We start from the raw sequence: 17904 nt of genomic DNA, 5'->3' as shown, positions 1-17904 counted from the left end.
GCCGCAGGTAGGGTCGTCGACATGCCCGACTCGACGGTTCCGGTGCCCCTGGTCCGGCTGGACCCGGACCTGCCGCTGCCCTCCTACGCCCACCCCGGTGACGCGGGTGCGGACCTGCGGACCTCCGTCGAGGTGACGCTGCTGCCCGGGGAGCGACGGATGGTCCCCACCGGGATCGCCCTGGCCCTGCCCGAGGGCTACGTCGGGCTGGTCCACCCCCGTTCCGGCCTGGCGGCGCGGCACGGCCTGTCCATCGTCAACGCCCCCGGCACCGTCGACGCCGGCTACCGCGGCGAGGTCACCGTGCTGCTGATCAACCTCGACCGGGACGAGCCGGTCACCCTGCACCGGGGGGACCGGATCGCCCAGCTGGTGGTCCAGCGCGTCGAGCGGGCGGAGTTCCAGGTCACCGACCGGCTGGTGGACTCCGCGCGCGGCACCGGTGGCTACGGTTCGACCGGCGGCTTCTCGGCCGCCGAACCCCAGAGGAGTGCGCAGTGAAGTTCGGACGCAAGTCCCAGCAGGCCCCGGCCGAGCCCGAGTCGACCGGCCCGGCCGACACCGGTGAGCCGGCCGACGCCGGTGAGCCGACCGACGCCGGCGGAACGGGCGGGGCCGCCGACGCGGCGCCTGCCGCCGCGGCGGCCGGCCCCTACGACGTCGCGGAGGTGGACCTGGAGAACGACCCCGTCGAGCGGGTCGACCTCGGCGGCCTGCTGATCTCGCCGTCCGAGGGCCTGGAGCTGCGGCTGCAGGTCGACGAGTCCTCGGGCACGGTGCAGAGCGTGCTGATCGCCTCGGCCGAGGGCGCGGTCGAGCTGCGCGCGTTCGCCGCGCCCCGCAACGGCGACCTGTGGTCCGACGTCCGACGGCAGATGGCGGCCGAGACCTCACGACAGGGCGGCACCGCCACCGAGCGCGAGGGCCGGCACGGTCCGGAGCTGGCCTGCCTGATGACGGTCAAGACGCCCGAGGGCGGCAGCGCCACCCAGCCCACGCGGGTGGCCGGCGTCAACGGGCCCCGCTGGTTCCTGCGGGCCACCTATCTCGGCAAGCCGGCGGTCGAGCCGGAGGCGGCCGGCCTCTGGGAGGACGCGGTCGCCTCGGTCGTGGTGCGCCGCGGCCAGGAGGCGATGGCGCCCGGCGACCCGCTTCCGATCACGCTTCCGCCCCAGGCCCGTCGGATCTCGACCTAGGCTGGAGGCATGGGCACCGGCACGGAGCGGCTCCGTCGCAACATCAGCCGCTGGGCGAGCAGCACCGACCAGCACGCCCGCGACCTGCGCCGGGCCACCGAGGACTCCGGCCGGCTCTCGATCGGCGAGGCGACGGACCGGGAGCGGGTGCGCCTCACCGGCACCCTGCGCACGGTCACGCTGCGCCCGCGCGGCGGCGTACCGGCGCTCGAGGCCGAGCTCTACGACGGCTCCGGCGTGATCACGGTCATCTGGCTGGGCCGTCGCCGGATCACCGGGATCGGTCCGGGCCGTGGGATCACGGTGGAGGGCCGGATCGGCGTCCAGGACAATGTCCGGGTGATGTACAACCCCCGCTACGAGCTGCAGCCGTGAGCGACACCAGCCCCTCCGTCGACACCGTCGAGGCGGTCGTCCGCAAGCAGCTCTCCGCCGCGCTCGGGGGCAAGCGGGGCATGGTCGAGGCCGCGGTGCCGACGATCATGTTCACGGTCACCTTCCTGACCACCAAGGACCTCCCGCTCGCACTCATCGTCAGCGTCTCGGCCGCCGTGCTGGCCCTGGTGGTCCGCCTGGTCCAACGGTCCTCGATCCAGTTCTGCTTCAACGCCCTGGTCGGGATCGGCATCGGCGCCCTGTTCGCCTACCGGGCCGCGCGGGCCGGTGGCGACGCCAACGACCAGGCGCTGGCCTACTTCCTGCCCGGACTGCTCTACAACGCCGGGTACGCCGTGGTCCTGTCGTTCTCGAACCTGGTCCGGTGGCCCCTGGTGGGGTTCATGGTCGGCAGCGTCACCGGCGATGCGACCGCGTGGCACCGGGACCCGCAGATCGTGAAGCTCACCAGCCGGCTGACCTGGGTGCTGGTCGCGCCGTGCGTGATCCGGGTCGTGGTGCAGACGCCGGTCTACCTGGCCGGCACGTCGGGCTCGATGGACCCCGAGGCCGCGGTGGCGGTGCTCGGCATCTCCAAGCTGGCGATGGGCTGGCCGCTGCAGCTGGCCGCCCTGGCACTGATGGTGTGGCTGCTGGCCCGCAACGCCACACCGGTCTCCCAGGACGAGGAGCCGGGCGGGTCGCCCGAGGACGCCGACGAGGTGTCGGCGCGCCGCTGAGCGATCGTCAGCCGCCGTGCGCGGTCGGCGCCAGCATCCGCTCGAGCTCCTCCTCGACCTCCGCCGCGACGACGAACAGGAGCTCGTCGCCGGCCTCGATCGGCTGCTCCGCGTCGGGGGTGTAGACCTGTCCGTCGCGCAGGATCGTCACCAGGGCGCAGTTCTCCGGCCACGGCACCAGGCCGGTCGGCTTGCCGACGAACGGCGAGTCGTCGGGCAGCGTCATCTCGACCAGGTTCGCGTTGCCCTTGCGGAAGGTGAACAGCCGGACCAGGTCGCCGACCGTGACCGCCTCCTCCACCAGGGCGGACATGATCCGCGGGGTGGAGACGTTGACGTCGACGCCCCACGCCTCGGTGAACAGCCACTCGTTGTTGGGGTGGTTGACCCGGCCCACGGTGCGCGGCACCCCGAACTCGGTCTTGGCCAGCAGCGAGGTGACGAGGTTGACCTTGTCGTCCCCGGTCGCGGCGATCACGACGTCGCAGTGCTGCAGCCGCGCCTCCTCGAGCGAGCTGAGCTCGCACGAGTCGGCGAGCAGCCACTCGGCGTGGGGGACCCGCTCCGGCTTGATCGCGTCCGCCGCCCGGTCGATGAGCAGGACCTCGTGGCCGTTGTCGATCAGCTCGCGGGCGATGGAGCGGCCGACGGCCCCGGCCCCGGCGATGGCGACGCGCATCAGCTCTCCTCCGGTCCCTGGTCCAGGACCGAGTAGGTCCGGGCCGCGTTCTCCTCGCGCATGACGACGTGCAGCAGGTCGCCCTCCTGGAGAACCGTGTCGCGGGTGGGCAGCATGCCCTCGCCCAGGCGGTCGATCCAGGCGATCCGGCACCGCCCCTGCTCCTGGAAGTCGATCGTGCGGTGGCCGATCCAGGCGACGCTCACCGGCACCTGGTCGAGCCGGATCGTGCCGGAGGGGTCCCGGAAGTCCGGCTCGGCACCGGCCGGGAGGATCCGCCGCAGCACCTGGTCGGCCGTCCACTTCACGGTGGCCACGGTGGTGATGCCGAGCCGCTGGTAGACCTCGGCCCGGCCGGGGTCGTAGATCCGGGCGACGACCTGCTGGATCCCGAAGGACTCCCGGGCGACCCGCGCCGCGATGATGTTGGAGTTGTCGCCGCTGGAGACCGCGGCGAACGCGTCGGCCCGCTCGATCCCGGCCTTCGTGAGGACGGCCTGGTCGAATCCGTACCCGGTCACCTTGTCCCCGTTGAACCCCGGGCCGAGGCGTCGGAAGGCGTCGGCGTCGTTGTCGATCACCGACACGGTGTGGTTGCGGTCCTCGAGGCTCCTGGCCAGGGTCGAACCCACCCGGCCGCAGCCCATGATCACGACATGCACGGGGACGACGCTATACCCCCGCCCGTGGTCTAGCCTGTTCGCTCGTGGGTGTCGGCGACGTTTCGAAGCGGATCCTGCTGGGCCGCAAGCTCCGCAGCTCGCAGCTGGGGGAGACCCTGCTGCCGAAGCGGGTCGCCCTGCCGGTGTTCGCCAGCGACGCCCTCTCCTCGGTGGCCTACGCGCCCGACGAGGTGTTCATCATGCTCTCGCTGGCCGGCGCGTCGGCGTACGCGTTCTCCTGGAAGGTCGGGATCGCGGTCGCGGTCGTGATGTTCGCGGTGATCGCGTCCTACCGGCAGACCGTGTACGCCTACCCGTCCGGCGGCGGCGACTACGAGGTCGCCAAGGTGAACCTGGGTCGCACCGCCGGCGTCACCGTCGCCAGCGCCCTGCTCATGGACTACGTGCTCACGGTGGCGGTCTCGATCTCCGCCGGCGCCCAGTACGCCGCCGCGGCCCTGCCGTTCCTCTCCGGCCACGAGGCGACGTTCGCGGCCGGGCTGGTGGTGGCGCTGGCGGCGATGAACCTGCGCGGGATCCGCGAGTCCGGGACGCTGTTCGCCTTCCCCACCTATTTCTTCATGTTCGGCATCCTCGGGATGTGCCTGGTCGGGCTGTTCCAGCTGCTGACCGGGAACCTGCCGGTCGTCGAGAGCGCCGAGTTCGTGATCGAGAAGGCCCCCGGCTATGACGACGAGCTGACGACCGTGGCCCTGATCTTCCTGCTGGCACGTGCGTTCTCCTCCGGCTGCGCGGCGCTCACCGGGGTCGAGGCGGTCTCCAACGGCGTGCCCGCGTTCCGCAAGCCGAAGTCGCGCAACGCCGCGACCACGCTGCTGATGCTGGCGATGATCGCGATCACGATGATGCTCAGCGTGATCGTCCTGGCCCGGGAGATGGGCCTGCGGATGGTCGACCCGCACGAGCTGGAGCGGCTGCGGCGCGCCGACGGCAGTGCGCTGCCCGCGGACTACGACCAGCACACGGTGATCTCGCAGATCGCGGAGGCGGTCTTCCAGGACTTCCCGCCCGGCTTCTACTTCGTGGTCTCGATGACCGGCATCATCCTGGTCCTCGCCGCGAACACCGCCTTCAACGGCTTCCCGGTGCTGGGCTCGATCCTGGCCAAGGACGGGCTGGCCCCGCGCGCCTTCGGCTCCCGGGGGGACCGGCTGGCCTACAGCAACGGCATCGTGTTCCTGGCCGCGATGGCGATCGCGCTGATCTGGATCTTCGACGCCCAGCCGACCCGCCTGATCCAGCTCTACATCGTCGGCGTCTTCGTCTCCTTCAACCTCTCCCAGCTGGGCATGATCCGGCACTGGACGCGGGAGCTGTCCGGGACCACCGACACGCTCGAGCGGGCGCGGATGCAGCGCTCGCGGCTCATCAACACGATCGGCCTCGCCTTCACGGCGGTGGTCCTCGTGGTGGTGCTGGTGACGAAGTTCCTGGCCGGCGCGTGGATCACGGTGCTGGCGATGATCGTGTTCTTCCTGGTGATGCAGGCGATCCGCAAGCACTACGACCTCGTCGAGGCCGAGCTCGCCGGGGACGACCAGGACAAGGTGCTGCCGACCCGGGTGCACGCGATCGTGCTGGTCTCGAAGTTGCACAAGCCGACCCTGCGCGCCCTCGCCTTCGCCAAGGCGACCCGCCCCAACGCCCTGGAGGCGGTCTACGTGGCGGCCGACCAGGAGGCGACCGACCGGCTCCTCGACGAGTGGGACGAGCGACGGATCGACGTGCCGCTCAAGGTGCTGCACTCGCCGTACCGTGAGCTGGTCCGGCCGATCGTCGAGTACGCCGCCGAGATCCGGCGCGCCAACCCGCGCGGCGTGGTGGCGGTCTACATCCCGGAGTACGTCGTCGGCCGGTGGTGGGAGCAGCTGCTGCACAACCAGACCGCCCTGCGCCTCAAGGGACGGCTGCTGTTCACGCCCGGCGTGATGGTCATCTCGGTGCCCTACCAGCTGCGCTCCTCGGCCTACGCCATCGAGCGCGAGGCGCGGGTGGAGACCCGGGCCAGACCCGGCGACGTCCGTCGCGGGACCCTGCCCGGAGCACGCGGGCCCGACGACCCGCGGCGGTTCGACTGATGGCCCGTCGTCCCCGGGAGCGGAAGGCGCGGGGCGCCTCGGTCGTCGGCGCCCGCTTCGAGGTGACCGTCGGTCCGGTCGCGCACGGTGGCCACTGCGTGGCCCGGGTGGCCGAGGCCGGCAACCGGGTGGTCTTCGTCCGCCACGCCCTGCCCGGCGAGCAGGTGGTCGTGGAGGTCACCGAGGGCACCGAGGGCGACGGCTTCTGGCGCGGTGACGCGGTCGAGGTGCGGACGCCCTCGCCGGACCGGGTGCCGGCGCCGTGCCCCTACGCCGGCCCCGAGCTGTGCGGCGGCTGCGACTTCCAGCACGTCGCCCTGCCCGCCCAGCGCGACCTGAAGGCCGCCGTGGTGCGTGAGCAGCTGGTCCGCCTCGGTGGCCTGGCCGAGGACGACCCGTTGGTGGCCGGACTGGTGGTCGAGGCCGTCGACGGCGACCAGGAGGGTCTGCGGTGGCGGACCCGGATGCGGTACGTCGGGCTGCCCGGAGGCGCCCAGGGACTGCACGTGCACCGGTCCAGCGAGGTGGTCGAGATCGACGACTGCCGGATCGCCCATCCGCGCGCGCTCGAGGTGGTCGAGGGTGTCCGGGACGACGGACCCACCGCGCCGGTGGTGGAGCAGGTCGCCGCGCAGGGCACGGAGCGGGAGTTCGCCGTCGACGCGGACGGCTTCTGGCAGGTGCACCCCGGGGCGCCGGGCGTCCTGGTCGGCACCGTGCTGGAGCTGCTCGGGCCACGCCCGGGCGAGGCGGTGCTCGACCTGTACGCCGGGGTCGGGGTGTTCGCGGCGTTCCTCGCCGACCGGGTGGGGGAGCGGGGCCGGGTGGTCGCCGTCGAGGGCGACCTGGCCGCGTGCGGCCATGCCCGCGGCAACCTGGTCGGCCTTCCGCAGGCCAGGGTGGCCCAGGGCTCGGTCGACCGGGTGCTTCGGGAGTCCTACGACGAGCCGTTCGACCTGGTCGTGCTGGACCCACCCCGCGAAGGGGCCCGCCGCAAGGTCGTGGAGCAGGTCGTCGACCGGGCGCCCCGCGCGGTGGCGTACGTCGCCTGCGACCCGGCCGCGCTGGCCCGGGACGTCGCGACGTTCGCGGACCTCGGCTACCGGCTCTCCGCGCTGCGGGCGTTCGACCTGTTCCCGATGACGCACCACGTCGAATGCGTCGCGTTGCTGACGAAAACCGGCGTTGACCTGCGGTGATGTTATTTCCTCGGAGCAGGTCGAATGCCAAAAATCGGCCTTAAGGCTCACTTTGAACCCCGTATGGCTCGCTTTGGTGGCGCGCAGTCGCGATGAACCTCCGGTCGCGCCGTAGCTGCCGCGTGGCAGCGCGGCCGTGGGCGTACGGTCTTGCCCGTGTCAGATCTCTATGGGCAGGGCAGTGACGCGACCGACCTCGATTCGTCGGACGTGGGTTCCGGCGATGGTCGGGGCAACCTTCACACTCCTTGAAACGGACGACTGACTGCGACGTCAGTCGAGCAGGGCGAGGTACTGCTGGCGTTCCTTCATGTCGTGGATGAGCATCTGATCCCCGCCGTCTCCGGTCAGCACGATCACCTCCAGGATGCGACCGTGCGTGTCGAACCCGAGGCGGAGTTGGCGATGCGGGTCGTCACCGAGGTCACGCAGGAAGACCGGATGCTCGGCGGCCTGAATGGAGTCCGCGGGATCGATGCCGTGCCTCAGGGCTGAGTCGCGGACCTTCACGCCACGTAGGCACGGATCGCGGCGCGGATGATCTCCGAACGCGACTGGTGATCGTGTTCGGCCCGGCCGTCGAGTTGGGCCAGCAGCGTTGCGTCGAGACGGACAGGGACGACCCGGCCAGGCCCGTCGCCGACCGGCTTGCGGCCGCCCTTGCGCAGCATCTCAACGTCGTAGCCGGCCTCAGCCTCCGCCACCCACTCGTCGATCTGGTCCTCAGAGACCTCGGCGCCGTTGACCTTCATGATGCAAGTGTAATACGAATGGTCTTCGCTGCAAGGCCATGGTCGCCGCGAGCTCGAGCACCGAGAACGGGCCACCAGGCTCACCTGGGCTCGCTTTGGCAATCCGACCCGCCGGGGGCTGGCCAGCGGCCGTCCCGCTGGAGGTTCCGGTTGTAGGACGTCTTGACATGCGCAGACAAGCCGCCCGGACCTGCAGCCGACGAGTCGGGCCATGGCGCAGAACAGATTGTCGTCCGGGTCGGCCAGCAAGACGAACGACATGGATGTCATCCCCTTGGATGAGCTCCGACGTGCTCGAGGGGGCCGAGGTGCTTCAGCTGGGGGCCGCCACCCCCGCCTGCCCTCCTGGCCCCCGAGGACCTCGCCGCGCCGATGACTGACAGCCACACCGAGCAGCCGGCGGGGCGAGCGATCAGCCCAGCCCGAACCGCGCGATCGGCTCGATGAGCGCCTGCTCCTCGTAGGACAGGTGCGAGAGCAGGGTGTCGGAGAGGAGGTCGACCGCGCGGCGCAGATCCGCCATCCCGTCCTCGACGGAGACGAAGGTCACCAGCGCACGGTCGACCTCCTCGAGGACCTCGTGGATCAGCTCGTGCTCGACTTGGAGCTGGTCGACGACAGGCCCCAACCGAGGGTCATGACGGCGCAGGTGCGGGAAGATGCCCTGGTCCTCGAGCATGTGGTGGGTCGTCACCACGCGGCAGTAGCTCTCGCAGTAGCCGCCGAGAACCCACTTGTTCTGGCGCAGCGTCATCGCGCTGATGTGCGAGCGCGCCGCCGCTGCCCCGATCATCCCGGTGGCCACCTGCTCGATGAGGTCGTTGAGCTGTTCGAGCTCGGCGCGCAGGTGGTCGTGGATGTCGACGAGGTGCTGGCCGGTGGCCTGCTCGTGCGGGGTGTAGCGCCGATCGGGGTCGGGCGTCGGGGCGTCGGGACGTGCCGCCTCGTCCAGGACCGTCTCACTGCCCCGAGGGGCCGGCGCCGGCGTCGCACGCACGGCGAGGGCGGTCCTCGTCAGCGGCACCGCGGTCGCCGGGCGCGGAGTGCTCACCGCCCCAGCCCGGGCCGCGCCGACGAGCTCGCGGACCGCCGGCGCCACCTCCTCGGCGAAGACCCGCAGCTGTCGGGAGTCGTCGCTGGCGAGGATGAACGTGCTGACCCCCTCGGTGAGGGTCAGCTGGGTCAGCTCGGCGGCCCAGTGCTCGGGAGGGCCGTCCAACTGCGCGCGTGCGGTGCCGGAGAACGTCCCTGCCACGTTGAGCAGGCGCCGCACCTGGCCGGGGTCGCGGCCCGCCTCGGTCGCGGCCTCGTCGATGACGGCGTTGCCGCGGGCGAGGTCGCCGGGCTGGAGATAGAACAACGACGGCAGCCAGCCGTCAGCGCTGCGACCGATCAGTCGCAACATCCGAGGCTTCAGGGCGCCGACCCACAGACCGATGTCGTGGCTCGGCGCCGGACCACGCTTGGCTCCCTGCACCTGGTGGTGAATGCCGTCCACCCGCACCCCTCCACGCGCGTCGGCGTCCCAGATCTGGCGGATCACCTCGATCGCCTCCGCCAGCGCGACCACGCTCTCGCCCGGGCTGAGCCGCGGCACCCCCATCGCCGCGATCGCGTCCCAGAACGCGCCTGCCCCGAGGGCGAGGTCGACCCGACCACCCGAGAGCAGGTCGAGAGAGGCCGCGCTGCGGGCCAGGACGGCCGGTGGTCGCAACGGCACGTTGAGGACGTTGGGCGAGAGCCGCACCGTCGACGTGCGGGCGGCGACATAGGACAGCAACGTCCAGGTGTCGAGGAAGCTCGGTTGGTAGGGGTGGTCCTGAAAGGTCACCAGGTCCAGGCCGATCTGCTCGCTCAGCAAGGCGAGCGCGACGGTGTCGTCGGGGCGCCGGTTGTCCGGAGTCAGGAACGAGCCGAACTGGAGGTCGTGCAGATAGTCGGTCACGTGAGGATCCTCCGGCTCAGAAGACGCTGTGGCCGCTGACGGTCTCGGCCTCGGCGACCACGGGCTGCAGGACGTCCCAGTGCTCGAGGGCCACGCCGTCGGAGTCCATCTTCCAGATGTCGACCCCGGCGATCCCGAGGTCGTCGGGGTCGTCACTGTAGAGGTTGAGGAAGTTCACGTGCGCCCACACCCAGTCGCCCACAGCGATGATCCGGTGGATCTCGACCCGGGCGAGCGGGTGCGCCTCGACGACGGCAGCGAACGTCTCGCCCAGCATCGCCCCGCCGTCGGGAAGCAGCGGGTTGTGCTGGACGTAGTCGTCCGCGACGAGCGCCGCGGCGGCCTCGCGCGGCTGCTTGTCGTTGATGGCGCGGCGGTAGAAGGCGATCAGGTTGTCCTTGTTGCGCACGGCCCGGGTGTCGGTGGTGTCCACGATCTCGATCATGATGTTGTCTCCCGTTGTTGGTGTAGCGGTGGTTGGAAAGGCTGGTGGGGGCTCAGGCGAGACCGCCGAGCTGCAGTCGCAGCGCGTCGAGCTCGTCGTCGGTCATGGTCTTGGAGGCTTGCAGCAGCGCGGCGGCGTCGGGCCCCACGGTCCGTCGGCTCGGTGCTGGCTGTTCCTCAGCCACCTCGATGACCTGGGTGGCCGCGTCAGTCGCGGTGATCCCCTTGCCCTGGTTGGCGTTGAACTGCTCCGCGAACCGCGCGAAGGGCGCCCCATAGAGCTCACGTCCCTGTGGGGTCATGGCAGAGAGGAGCCGCTCGAACGCAGCTGCCGATTTTGCCGGGCCGCCGGTGAGCATGCTGCCGGGCGAGACGATGGTGACGTCGATGCCGAACTGCTTCAGCTCGGCGCGATAGACGTCGGCGAAGACCTCCGCCGCCGCCTTCGACGCTCCCGAGGCCGCGTTGAACGGCAGCGGCACGGTTGCGGTGATGGTGCTGATCTGGACGATGCGCCCGCGTGCGGCTCGCAGCGAGGGCAGGAACGCGTTGACCACCCGCAGCGGCCCGAAGGTGTTCACCTCGAACTCGCGGCGGACGTCGTCGATCGACAGCAGCTCGATCGGGCCCGGGGTGAGGATGCCGGCGTTGCTCATCAGCAGGTCAACGCCTGCGACCTCGTCCTGCACGCTCTCGGCCCACGCGCCGACCGCGGCGGAGTCGACGATGTCGACGACCTCGAGCCGTACGGCGCCGCCCGACGCGGCGTCGAGCTCGGCAACCTCTGCCGTCGCGAAGGCGGTCCCGAAGACCCGGTATCCGCGTGCTGCCAGTCCCAGGGAGATCTCACGGCCGAGACCGCTCCCCGCCCCGGTCACCACGGCCACCCGCTCGATGTCAGCACTCATGATGCATCTCCTGCCAGATTTACTTGCTTCGTGAAACAAACACTACAGCCAGTTGGTGCTTGCTCAAGCAACTAACATGTGAGCATGCGCACACGACCTCCCACCGTCGAGCCGCTGTCCCCCAGTGAGGAGCGGTTCATGCGGTCACTGACCCGGCTGCTGGCAGTCCTGCCGCGCAAGCTCGACGCCGACCTCGTCCGCGAGACCCGGCTCTCGGCGACCGACTACTTCGTGCTCGTCCACGTGTCCGAGGCACCCGACCGGCGGATGCGGATGACCGATCTCGCCGGCGGCGCAGCGATGTCGATGAGCGGGATCTCTCGGGTCGTCGACCGGTTGCAGAAGATCGGTCTGGTCGAGCGGGAACGCTCCCCGGACGATGGCCGGGGCTGGGACGCCGTTCTCACCGGTGCGGGACTCCAAGAGCTGCAAGACGCTTGGGTCGCCCACCTCGCGAGCGCACGCGCCCACGTCTTCGACCACCTCGGCGAGGTGGACCTCGACTCCGTCGCCGACGCGTTCGAGCGGATTGCCGACCCGGAGCGTCCATCCGAGTGAGGTCAGTCGGCTCTCTCGGAGCGGCCCAGGGTCGTCGGGACGCCCCTCAGTCCCGGGTGCGCCGGGCCCTGACCAGGACCACCCCGGCGACCAGGATGACGAGCAGCGCCAGCGGGCCCAGCCACAGCAGCAGCGAGGAGTCCTCGTCCTGATCGGGCTCGGGCGCGGCGTCCGGCTCGGGGTCGGGGTCGGGGGAGGGGGTGCTCTGCTCGGGGTCCTCGGGCTCCTCGACGTACGGCGGCGCGTCGCCGGGCTCGCCGACCAGGCCGAGCCGCAGCGTGAACGGCGTCAGGTAGCTCGGACCGCCCTCGGACTGGTCCATGAACACGGTGACCGTGTAGCGGCCGGCCAGCCTGGCGCCGTCGACGGGGGCGGACTGCCCGCCGTTGAGGTAGGCCACCGGCGGAATGGTGTCGCCGATGGTCTCACCGTCGTCGGTCAGGGCGACCTGGGTGCTCGGGCCGTCGCTGCGCGCGAGCACCGACGAGCGTGCCCGCGCCGGGCTGAAGACGGTGGTCGCGACGATCGGGGAGTCGGCGGACACCGCCTCGCCGAGCCTTCCCGAAAGGCGCGGGAAGACGAACGCGGCGGTCAGTCGCTGACCCCACTCGACGTCGACCTGGTAGGTCAGCACCTCGCCGGGCACGATCGAGTCGCGGTAGGTGCCGGGCTCGAGGACGGGTGCGTCGTCGAACGAGGTGCCTCCGGTGACCTTGGCGGCCTTCCCTCCCCGCAGGCGCGTCCACCCGGAGCCCCCCTCCGGCTGCGGCAGCCCGTCGAGGCTCTCCACGGGCGGCTCCTCGATCACGCGCAGCTCCAGCGGCGTCGTCGTGGTCCCGTTCTGGCGGGTGACCTGCGCGAGCAGGTCGCCGCTCGCGCAGGCCGTGTCGGGGTCCAGCGTGCCGCCGGGGCGCAGCGCGCCGGCGGAGGCAGCGACCGCGATCAGCTCACCGCCGGTCCGCTGGGCGGTGAGGCCGCTCCCACCGCAGCTGCTGCCGTCCTCGGCGGAGGACAGCTCGAGTCGCAGTCCGTCGTCGTCGACGCTCGGGTCGCTGCGCAGGGCGGCGCTCACGTGGAGGGTCGAGCCTTCGATCTCCCGCTCGACGGCGTAGGTGCGGGTGTCGCCCTCCTTGCCGGCCGGGGCGACCTCGTCGGCCCAGTCGCCGGCGGTGACCGACGGGGCGTCTGCTGCGTCCGCGGTGCCCGTGACGGGCTCGCCGATGACGGTGTAGGGGCGGGCCGCACGCGTGGAGAGCTTCTCGAGGCTGGTGGCGAGCTCCTCGGAGGAGCGCACGTCGTAGTAGGAGCCGTTGCCCGCGCGGGCGATGCAGGCGAGCTGGTTGCGCGCCGCGCCGTCGACGTCGAGCCCCACGACGTCGATCCGGAGGTCGACGCCCTGGCGGGACAGGTCGCGGGCCACCTTGCAGGGGTCGGGCGGGCAGGTCGGCTCGCCGTCCGAGACCAGGACGATGTTGCGCCGGCCCTCGGTGCCGACGTCCTTGCCGGCCTCGCGCAGCGCGTGGCCGATCGGCGTCTCCCCGTAGGGCCGGTAGTCGCCGAGGGCGGAGGCGAGATCGGCGCGGTTCCCGGTGTCGACCGGGACCACGAGCTCGGAGTCGGTGCACGCGCCGGGTTCGCCGCGCGAGAAGACCTCGGAGCCGTAGACCCGCAGGCCGACCCGCTGCTCGTCGGGCAGCGAGCGGATCACGCGACGCAGCGCGCCCTTCGCGGCCTCGATCCGGCTCTGGCCGCCCCCGATCCGCTCCTTCATCGAGCCCGAGGAGTCGAGCACCATCACCAGCGTGCCCGGGTCGGAGTCCTCCGCCGCCCGGGACGCCGCACCGGGCGGGGCGAAGGCGAGGGCCACGAGACAGAGGAGCAGCGGTGCGAGGAGTCGCCGGTGGGGGATGGACATCCGAGAGGGCCACCTTTCGCTGTGTGCGGGGCGCGACGGCCTCACCCTAGGTGATCGGGCCGGCGGCTCCGCGGGCTTAGTTCGACGTGGTCAGCGGGAGCCCGGATCCTGTGCCACGCTGTGTCCGCCCGCCCGTCCTCGCACCGCACCAGGGAGCCCCGTGGACCTCCTCCGGACCGTGTTCCCCCTCGTCGTCGCCGGCATCTTCGTGTTCGTCCTCGCGAGGATGGGGCTGGGCAGCCTCCGGCAGCGACGCTGGCCGCACGCCGACGGCACGGTGCTCCAGACCGACCACAACCGCAACGACATGGACGCGTCGTCCTTCCGGGTGCAGGTGTCCTTCCACGACGGCGACGGTCGCGCGGTCGAGGCCTGGGCGATCAATCCGGTCGGCTACGAGACGACCCGTACGGCGGGCACGCGGGTCACGGTCGCCTACGACCCGCGCGAGCCCAGGCGCTGCTACGTGGACGCTCCCGGGCAGAGGTCGCCGTTCTGGGCCGCAGTCTTCGCCGTGGGTGTGCTCGTCTTCGTGCTCTGGGTGCTGTTCGTCGTCCTGTGAGTGGTCCGGGCGCCGAGGGCCCGGCCCGTGCCGTCGTCCCGACGCAAGCCACCCCTGAACGGGGCTGGGCCGGGAGAACCTCCCGCTGGTGCTGTTCGGCTCTGCGTGATATATCTTGATATCAAGAGACTCTGGTGGGTCACCCTTCCGTGCGGCGCCGCCGCGTGGGAAGAATGGGCACCACCGCATCCGCAGCCAAGCCCCTGAGGAGATGCCATCCATGGCGAGTAAGGACAGCTTCGGTGCCAAGGGCACCCTGGACGTCGACGGCACGGCGTACGAGATCTTCCGCCTCGATGCGGTGACGGGGGACGGGGTCGCCGACGACGCGGTCGCCACGCTGCCGTACAGCCTCAAGGTGCTCCTCGAGAACCTGCTCCGCACCGAGGACGGCGAGGACATCACCGCCGACGACATCCTCGCGCTCGCCGGCTGGGACGCCGACGCCGACCCCGACAAGGAGATCCAGTTCACGCCGGCCCGCGTGATCATGCAGGACTTCACCGGCGTCCCGTGCGTCGTCGACCTGGCCACCATGCGCGAGGCGATGGCCGAGCTCGGCGGCGACCCGACCAAGATCAACCCGCTCGCGCCGGCCGAGATGGTCATCGACCACTCGGTGATCGCCGACGTGTTCGGCACGCCGGAGGCGTTCGAGAAGAACGTCGAGATCGAGTACGAGCGCAACCGCGAGCGCTACCAGTTCCTGCGCTGGGGGCAGGGCGCCTTCGACGACTTCAAGGTCGTCCCGCCCGGCACCGGCATCGTGCACCAGGTCAACATCGAGCACCTGGCCCGCACCGTGTTCACCCGGGAGGCCGAGGACGGCACCGTCACCGCCTACCCCGACACCTGCGTCGGCACCGACTCGCACACCACCATGGTCAACGGCATCGGCGTCGTCGGCTGGGGCGTCGGCGGCATCGAGGCCGAGGCCGCGATGCTCGGCCAGCCGGTCTCGATGCTGATCCCGCGCGTGGTCGGCTTCAAGCTGAACGGCGACCTGCCCGAGGGCGCGACCGCGACCGACCTGGTGCTCACGATCACCGAGATGCTGCGCGAGCACGGCGTGGTCGGGAAGTTCGTGGAGTTCTACGGCCCCGGGGTCTCCGTGCTGCCGCTGGCCAACCGGGCCACGATCGGCAACATGAGCCCGGAGTTCGGCTCCACGATCGCGGTCTTCCCGATCGACGAGGAGACCGTCACCTACCTGCGGCTCACCGGGCGCTCCGAGGAGCAGATCGCGCTCGTCGAGACCTACGCCAAGGAGCAGGGCCTCTGGCACGACCCGTCCGCGGAGCCGCGCTACAGCGAGAAGCTGGAGCTCGACCTCGCCACGGTGGTGCCCTCGCTCGCCGGCCCGAAGCGGCCGCAGGACCGGGTCTCGCTCTCCGACGCCAAGGCCTCCTTCCGGGGCGCGCTGGTCGACTACGTCGACGGTGAGCACCAGGACACCAACGGGTACGACGAGGCCGTCGAGGAGTCCTTCCCGGCCTCCGACTCGCCCGCCAACGGTCACGGGGAGGCGGCTCCCGACAACCACCTCTCGGCCGCCCCGAAGGACGGCGGCCGGGCCAGCAACCCCGCCCAGGTCACGCTCGAGGACGGCACCGAGTTCACCCTCGACCACGGCGCGGTCGCGATCGCGGCGATCACCTCGTGCACGAACACCTCGAACCCGTCGGTGATGATCGGTGCCGCCCTGGTGGCCAAGAAGGCCGTGGAGAAGGGCCTGCAGCGCAAGCCGTGGGTCAAGACCACGCTCGCCCCCGGCTCCAAGGTGGTCTCGGACTACTACGAGAAGGCCGGCCTCACGCCGTACCTCGACAAGCTGGGGTTCCACCTGGTCGGCTACGGCTGCACCACCTGCATCGGCAACTCCGGCCCCCTGATCCCCGAGGTCTCGGCCGCGGTCAACGACAACGACCTCGCGGTCGTCTCGGTGCTGTCGGGCAACCGGAACTTCGAGGGCCGGATCAACCCGGACGTGAAGATGAACTACCTGGCCTCCCCGCCGCTGGTGGTCGCCTACGCGCTGGCCGGCTCGATGGACCTCGACCTGTTCAACGACCCGCTGGGCCAGGACACCGAGGGCAACGACGTCTTCATGCGCGACATCTGGCCGACCGCGGCGGAGATCGAGGAGGTCATCGCGGGCGCGATCACCTCGGAAATGTTCACCGACGACTACGCCGACGTCTTCGCCGGGGACGAGCAGTGGCGCTCGCTGCCGACCCCCGAGGGCAAGACCTTCGAGTGGGACGAGGAGTCCACCTACGTCCGGCGGCCGCCGTACTTCGACGGGATGCCCGAGGAGCCGGAGCCGGTCACCGACATCGAGGGCGCCCGGGTGCTGCTCAAGCTCGGCGACTCGGTCACCACCGACCACATCTCGCCGGCCGGTGCGATCAAGAAGGACTCGCCGGCCGGGAAGTACCTCGCCGAGCACGGTGTCGGCCAGCGGGACTTCAACTCCTACGGCTCGCGGCGCGGCAACCACGAGGTCATGATCCGCGGGACCTTCGCCAACATCCGGCTGCGCAACCAGCTGGCACCGGGCACCGAGGGCGGCGTCACCCGCGACTTCTCCGCCGACGGCGGCGGCGAGGTGACCACGGTGTTCGAGGCCTCGGAGCGGTACCTCGCCGAGGGCACCCCGCTGGTCGTGCTCGCCGGCAAGGAGTACGGCTCCGGCTCGTCGCGCGACTGGGCGGCCAAGGGCACGGCGCTCCTGGGGGTCCGAGCGGTGATCGCGGAGTCCTACGAGCGGATCCACCGGTCGAACCTCATCGGCATGGGCGTGCTCCCGCTGCAGTTCCCCGAGGGCGAGTCCGCGGAGTCGCTGGGCCTGACCGGTGAGGAGACCTTCGCGGTCTCCGGCGTCACCGCCCTCAACGAGGGCAGCACGCCGCGCACGGTCAAGGTCACCGCGGGCGACGTCGAGTTCGACGCGGTCGTCCGCATCGACACGCCCGGTGAGGCGAACTACTACCGCAACGGCGGGATCATGCAGTTCGTGCTGCGCAACCTGCGGCGGGGTTGAGCCTCCTCGGACTGAGCCCCGGCGTCGTCCTGGCGATCGCCCTCGCCGTGCTGGTGGGGGCGTTCGTCCAGGCCGTCGTCGGCCTCGGCGTGGGTCTGATCACGGCGCCCGTGATCGCGGTCCTCGCGCCCGAGCTGGTCCCGTCGCTGCCGCTGTGGTTCGGGCTCTTCGTCGCCGGCGTCTCGTTCTTCGGGGAGCGGGAGCACGTCGACTGGCCGGCCATCGGCTGGTCGTTGCCGGCCCGGGTCCCGGGCACGGCGCTCGGGGTGTGGCTGGTGGTCGTGTTCACCCCCGAGCAGCTCGGGGTGGCGCTGGGCCTCACCGTCCTGCTCGCGGTGCTGCTCTCGGTGCGCTCGGTCTCGGTCCCGATCACCCGGGCGACGCTGGTCGGGGCCGGCTTCACCTCGGGCGTCACCGGCACCGCCACCTCCATCGGCGGGCCCCCGATCGCCCTGCTCTTCCAGCACCGGCGGCCCTCCGAGGCCCGCTCGACGCTGGCGGTCTTCTTCTTCCTGGGCGTGGTCCTGAGCCTCTCCGCTCTGGGCCTGTCCGGCGAGATCCCGGTGGAGTCCCTGCTGATCGCCCTGCTCCTCGCCCCGCTGATGGCGGTCGGGATCCGGGTGGGCATCCAGGTGCGCGACGACGTACCTCGCGCGCGGTTCCGGCAGCTGGTCCTGGTCGTGTGCGCCTTCGCCGCGGTGGTGCTGCTGGTGAAGTCGGTCGCCTGAGGCGTCCGACCCGAGTGCCGCGGCACTGGGGTCGTCAGGCCCCGCAGGGTCATGCCGCGCCCTGCGGGCAGGAATAGCCTCCGAGAAGACCCGGCGGGG

The 17904-nt window shown here is 71.3% G+C and carries 18 protein-coding genes; 10 read left to right on the top strand and 8 right to left on the bottom strand.

The window, feature by feature from the left end:
- Positions 1 to 21: 21 nt before the first annotated feature.
- Genes dut through IE331_RS08300 form a run of 4 tightly spaced genes read left to right on the top strand, consistent with a single transcriptional unit; the run spans position 22 to position 2311 of the window.
- Positions 22 to 501 (top strand): dUTP diphosphatase, encoded by a 480-nt coding sequence (gene dut / locus IE331_RS08315; RefSeq protein ID WP_192142455.1) that lies wholly within the window; start codon positions 22 to 24, stop codon positions 499 to 501.
- Positions 498 to 1196, top strand: coding sequence for a DUF3710 domain-containing protein (locus tag IE331_RS08310; protein WP_192142453.1), 699 nt, complete (start codon positions 498 to 500; stop codon positions 1194 to 1196). Before dut ends, IE331_RS08310 begins: the two co-directional genes overlap by 4 nt.
- A gap of 9 nt (positions 1197 to 1205) precedes the next feature.
- Positions 1206 to 1571, top strand: coding sequence for an OB-fold nucleic acid binding domain-containing protein (locus tag IE331_RS08305; protein WP_192142451.1), 366 nt, complete (start codon positions 1206 to 1208; stop codon positions 1569 to 1571).
- Positions 1568 to 2311, top strand: coding sequence for a DUF3159 domain-containing protein (locus tag IE331_RS08300; protein WP_201931450.1), 744 nt, complete (start codon positions 1568 to 1570; stop codon positions 2309 to 2311). The genes IE331_RS08305 and IE331_RS08300 overlap by 4 nt, the downstream gene beginning before the upstream one ends.
- A 7-nt stretch (positions 2312 to 2318) precedes the next feature.
- Here IE331_RS08300 and IE331_RS08295 read toward each other — a convergent pair whose 3' ends face one another.
- A complete protein-coding gene (locus tag IE331_RS08295; protein ID WP_192142449.1) occupies positions 2319 to 2990 on the bottom strand; it encodes a potassium channel family protein in 672 nt (223 codons plus the stop codon).
- Entirely contained in the window at positions 2990 to 3652 is a 663-nt protein-coding gene (locus IE331_RS08290; RefSeq protein ID WP_192142447.1) for a potassium channel family protein, read from the bottom strand. The genes IE331_RS08295 and IE331_RS08290 overlap by 1 nt, the downstream gene beginning before the upstream one ends.
- Before the next feature lie 44 nt (positions 3653 to 3696).
- Here IE331_RS08290 and IE331_RS08285 point away from each other — a divergent pair, with 44 nt between their 5' ends.
- Positions 3697 to 5751 carry an APC family permease gene (locus tag IE331_RS08285; RefSeq protein WP_192142445.1) on the top strand — a complete coding sequence of 685 codons (2055 nt, stop codon included), beginning with the start codon at positions 3697 to 3699 and terminating at the stop codon, positions 5749 to 5751.
- Complete coding sequence (locus IE331_RS08280; RefSeq protein ID WP_192142443.1) at positions 5751 to 6950, top strand: class I SAM-dependent RNA methyltransferase; 1200 nt, start codon at positions 5751 to 5753, stop codon at positions 6948 to 6950. The genes IE331_RS08285 and IE331_RS08280 overlap by 1 nt, the downstream gene beginning before the upstream one ends.
- A 273-nt stretch (positions 6951 to 7223) precedes the next feature.
- On the opposite strand, the gene IE331_RS08275 is transcribed toward IE331_RS08280, so the two are convergent.
- The 5 genes from IE331_RS08275 to IE331_RS08255 all read right to left on the bottom strand — a co-directional run bounded on the left by IE331_RS08275 (position 7224) and on the right by IE331_RS08255 (position 10978).
- On the bottom strand, positions 7224 to 7460 hold the full coding sequence (locus tag IE331_RS08275) for a toxin (protein ID WP_192142442.1): 237 nt from the start codon (positions 7458 to 7460) through the stop codon (positions 7224 to 7226).
- A complete protein-coding gene (locus IE331_RS08270) occupies positions 7457 to 7702 on the bottom strand; it encodes a ribbon-helix-helix domain-containing protein (RefSeq protein WP_192142441.1) in 246 nt (81 codons plus the stop codon). Before IE331_RS08270 ends, IE331_RS08275 begins: the two co-directional genes overlap by 4 nt.
- A 412-nt stretch (positions 7703 to 8114) precedes the next feature.
- On the bottom strand, positions 8115 to 9647 hold the full coding sequence (locus IE331_RS08265; RefSeq protein ID WP_192142440.1) for an LLM class flavin-dependent oxidoreductase: 1533 nt from the start codon (positions 9645 to 9647) through the stop codon (positions 8115 to 8117).
- 16 nt (positions 9648 to 9663) lie between these two features.
- Positions 9664 to 10092: a nuclear transport factor 2 family protein gene (locus tag IE331_RS08260; protein WP_192142439.1), complete on the bottom strand. Its 429-nt coding sequence runs from the start codon at positions 10090 to 10092 to the stop codon at positions 9664 to 9666.
- A 52-nt stretch (positions 10093 to 10144) separates the two neighbouring features.
- A complete protein-coding gene (locus tag IE331_RS08255) occupies positions 10145 to 10978 on the bottom strand; it encodes an SDR family NAD(P)-dependent oxidoreductase (RefSeq protein WP_201931447.1) in 834 nt (277 codons plus the stop codon).
- A 105-nt stretch (positions 10979 to 11083) separates the two neighbouring features.
- On the opposite strand from IE331_RS08255, the gene IE331_RS08250 reads away from it, so the two are divergent.
- Positions 11084 to 11557 carry a MarR family winged helix-turn-helix transcriptional regulator gene (locus IE331_RS08250; RefSeq protein WP_201931440.1) on the top strand — a complete coding sequence of 158 codons (474 nt, stop codon included), beginning with the start codon at positions 11084 to 11086 and terminating at the stop codon, positions 11555 to 11557.
- Positions 11558 to 11603: 46 nt separating this feature from the next.
- On the opposite strand, the gene IE331_RS08245 is transcribed toward IE331_RS08250, so the two are convergent.
- Complete coding sequence (locus IE331_RS08245; RefSeq protein WP_192142437.1) at positions 11604 to 13472, bottom strand: vWA domain-containing protein; 1869 nt, start codon at positions 13470 to 13472, stop codon at positions 11604 to 11606.
- Positions 13473 to 13632: 160 nt separating this feature from the next.
- Here IE331_RS08245 and IE331_RS08240 point away from each other — a divergent pair, with 160 nt between their 5' ends.
- The 3 genes from IE331_RS08240 to IE331_RS08230 all read left to right on the top strand — a co-directional run bounded on the left by IE331_RS08240 (position 13633) and on the right by IE331_RS08230 (position 17805).
- On the top strand, positions 13633 to 14034 hold the full coding sequence (locus IE331_RS08240) for a DUF3592 domain-containing protein (RefSeq protein WP_192142435.1): 402 nt from the start codon (positions 13633 to 13635) through the stop codon (positions 14032 to 14034).
- Between the two features lie 220 nt (positions 14035 to 14254).
- Positions 14255 to 17077 (top strand): aconitate hydratase, encoded by a 2823-nt coding sequence (locus IE331_RS08235; RefSeq protein ID WP_192142433.1) that lies wholly within the window; start codon positions 14255 to 14257, stop codon positions 17075 to 17077.
- Positions 17074 to 17805 carry a sulfite exporter TauE/SafE family protein gene (locus tag IE331_RS08230; protein ID WP_201931438.1) on the top strand — a complete coding sequence of 244 codons (732 nt, stop codon included), beginning with the start codon at positions 17074 to 17076 and terminating at the stop codon, positions 17803 to 17805. Before IE331_RS08235 ends, IE331_RS08230 begins: the two co-directional genes overlap by 4 nt.
- Positions 17806 to 17904 lie beyond the last annotated feature (99 nt).

The organism is Nocardioides donggukensis, assembly GCF_014842875.1.
GTDB lineage: Bacteria > Actinomycetota > Actinomycetes > Propionibacteriales > Nocardioidaceae > Nocardioides > Nocardioides donggukensis.
Note: the sequence above shows the minus strand (reverse complement) of the source record. Positions and strands in the feature narration are given on the sequence as shown.

Bases quoted from the DNA above. Each gene is read 5' to 3' on its own strand.
- dut (WP_192142455.1), top strand. From the start codon at position 22: ATGCCCGACTCGACGGTTCCGGTGCCCCTGGTCCGGCTGGACCCGGAC.
- IE331_RS08305 (WP_192142451.1), top strand. From the start codon at position 1,206: ATGGGCACCGGCACGGAGCGGCTCCGTCGCAACATCAGCCGCTGGGCG.
- IE331_RS08295 (WP_192142449.1), bottom strand. From the start codon at position 2,990: ATGCGCGTCGCCATCGCCGGGGCCGGGGCCGTCGGCCGCTCCATCGCC.
- IE331_RS08280 (WP_192142443.1), top strand. From the start codon at position 5,751: ATGGCCCGTCGTCCCCGGGAGCGGAAGGCGCGGGGCGCCTCGGTCGTC.
- IE331_RS08270 (WP_192142441.1), bottom strand. From the start codon at position 7,702: ATGAAGGTCAACGGCGCCGAGGTCTCTGAGGACCAGATCGACGAGTGG.
- IE331_RS08260 (WP_192142439.1), bottom strand. From the start codon at position 10,092: ATGATCGAGATCGTGGACACCACCGACACCCGGGCCGTGCGCAACAAG.
- IE331_RS08250 (WP_201931440.1), top strand. From the start codon at position 11,084: ATGCGCACACGACCTCCCACCGTCGAGCCGCTGTCCCCCAGTGAGGAG.
- IE331_RS08245 (WP_192142437.1), bottom strand. From the start codon at position 13,472: ATGTCCATCCCCCACCGGCGACTCCTCGCACCGCTGCTCCTCTGTCTC.
- IE331_RS08235 (WP_192142433.1), top strand. From the start codon at position 14,255: ATGGCGAGTAAGGACAGCTTCGGTGCCAAGGGCACCCTGGACGTCGAC.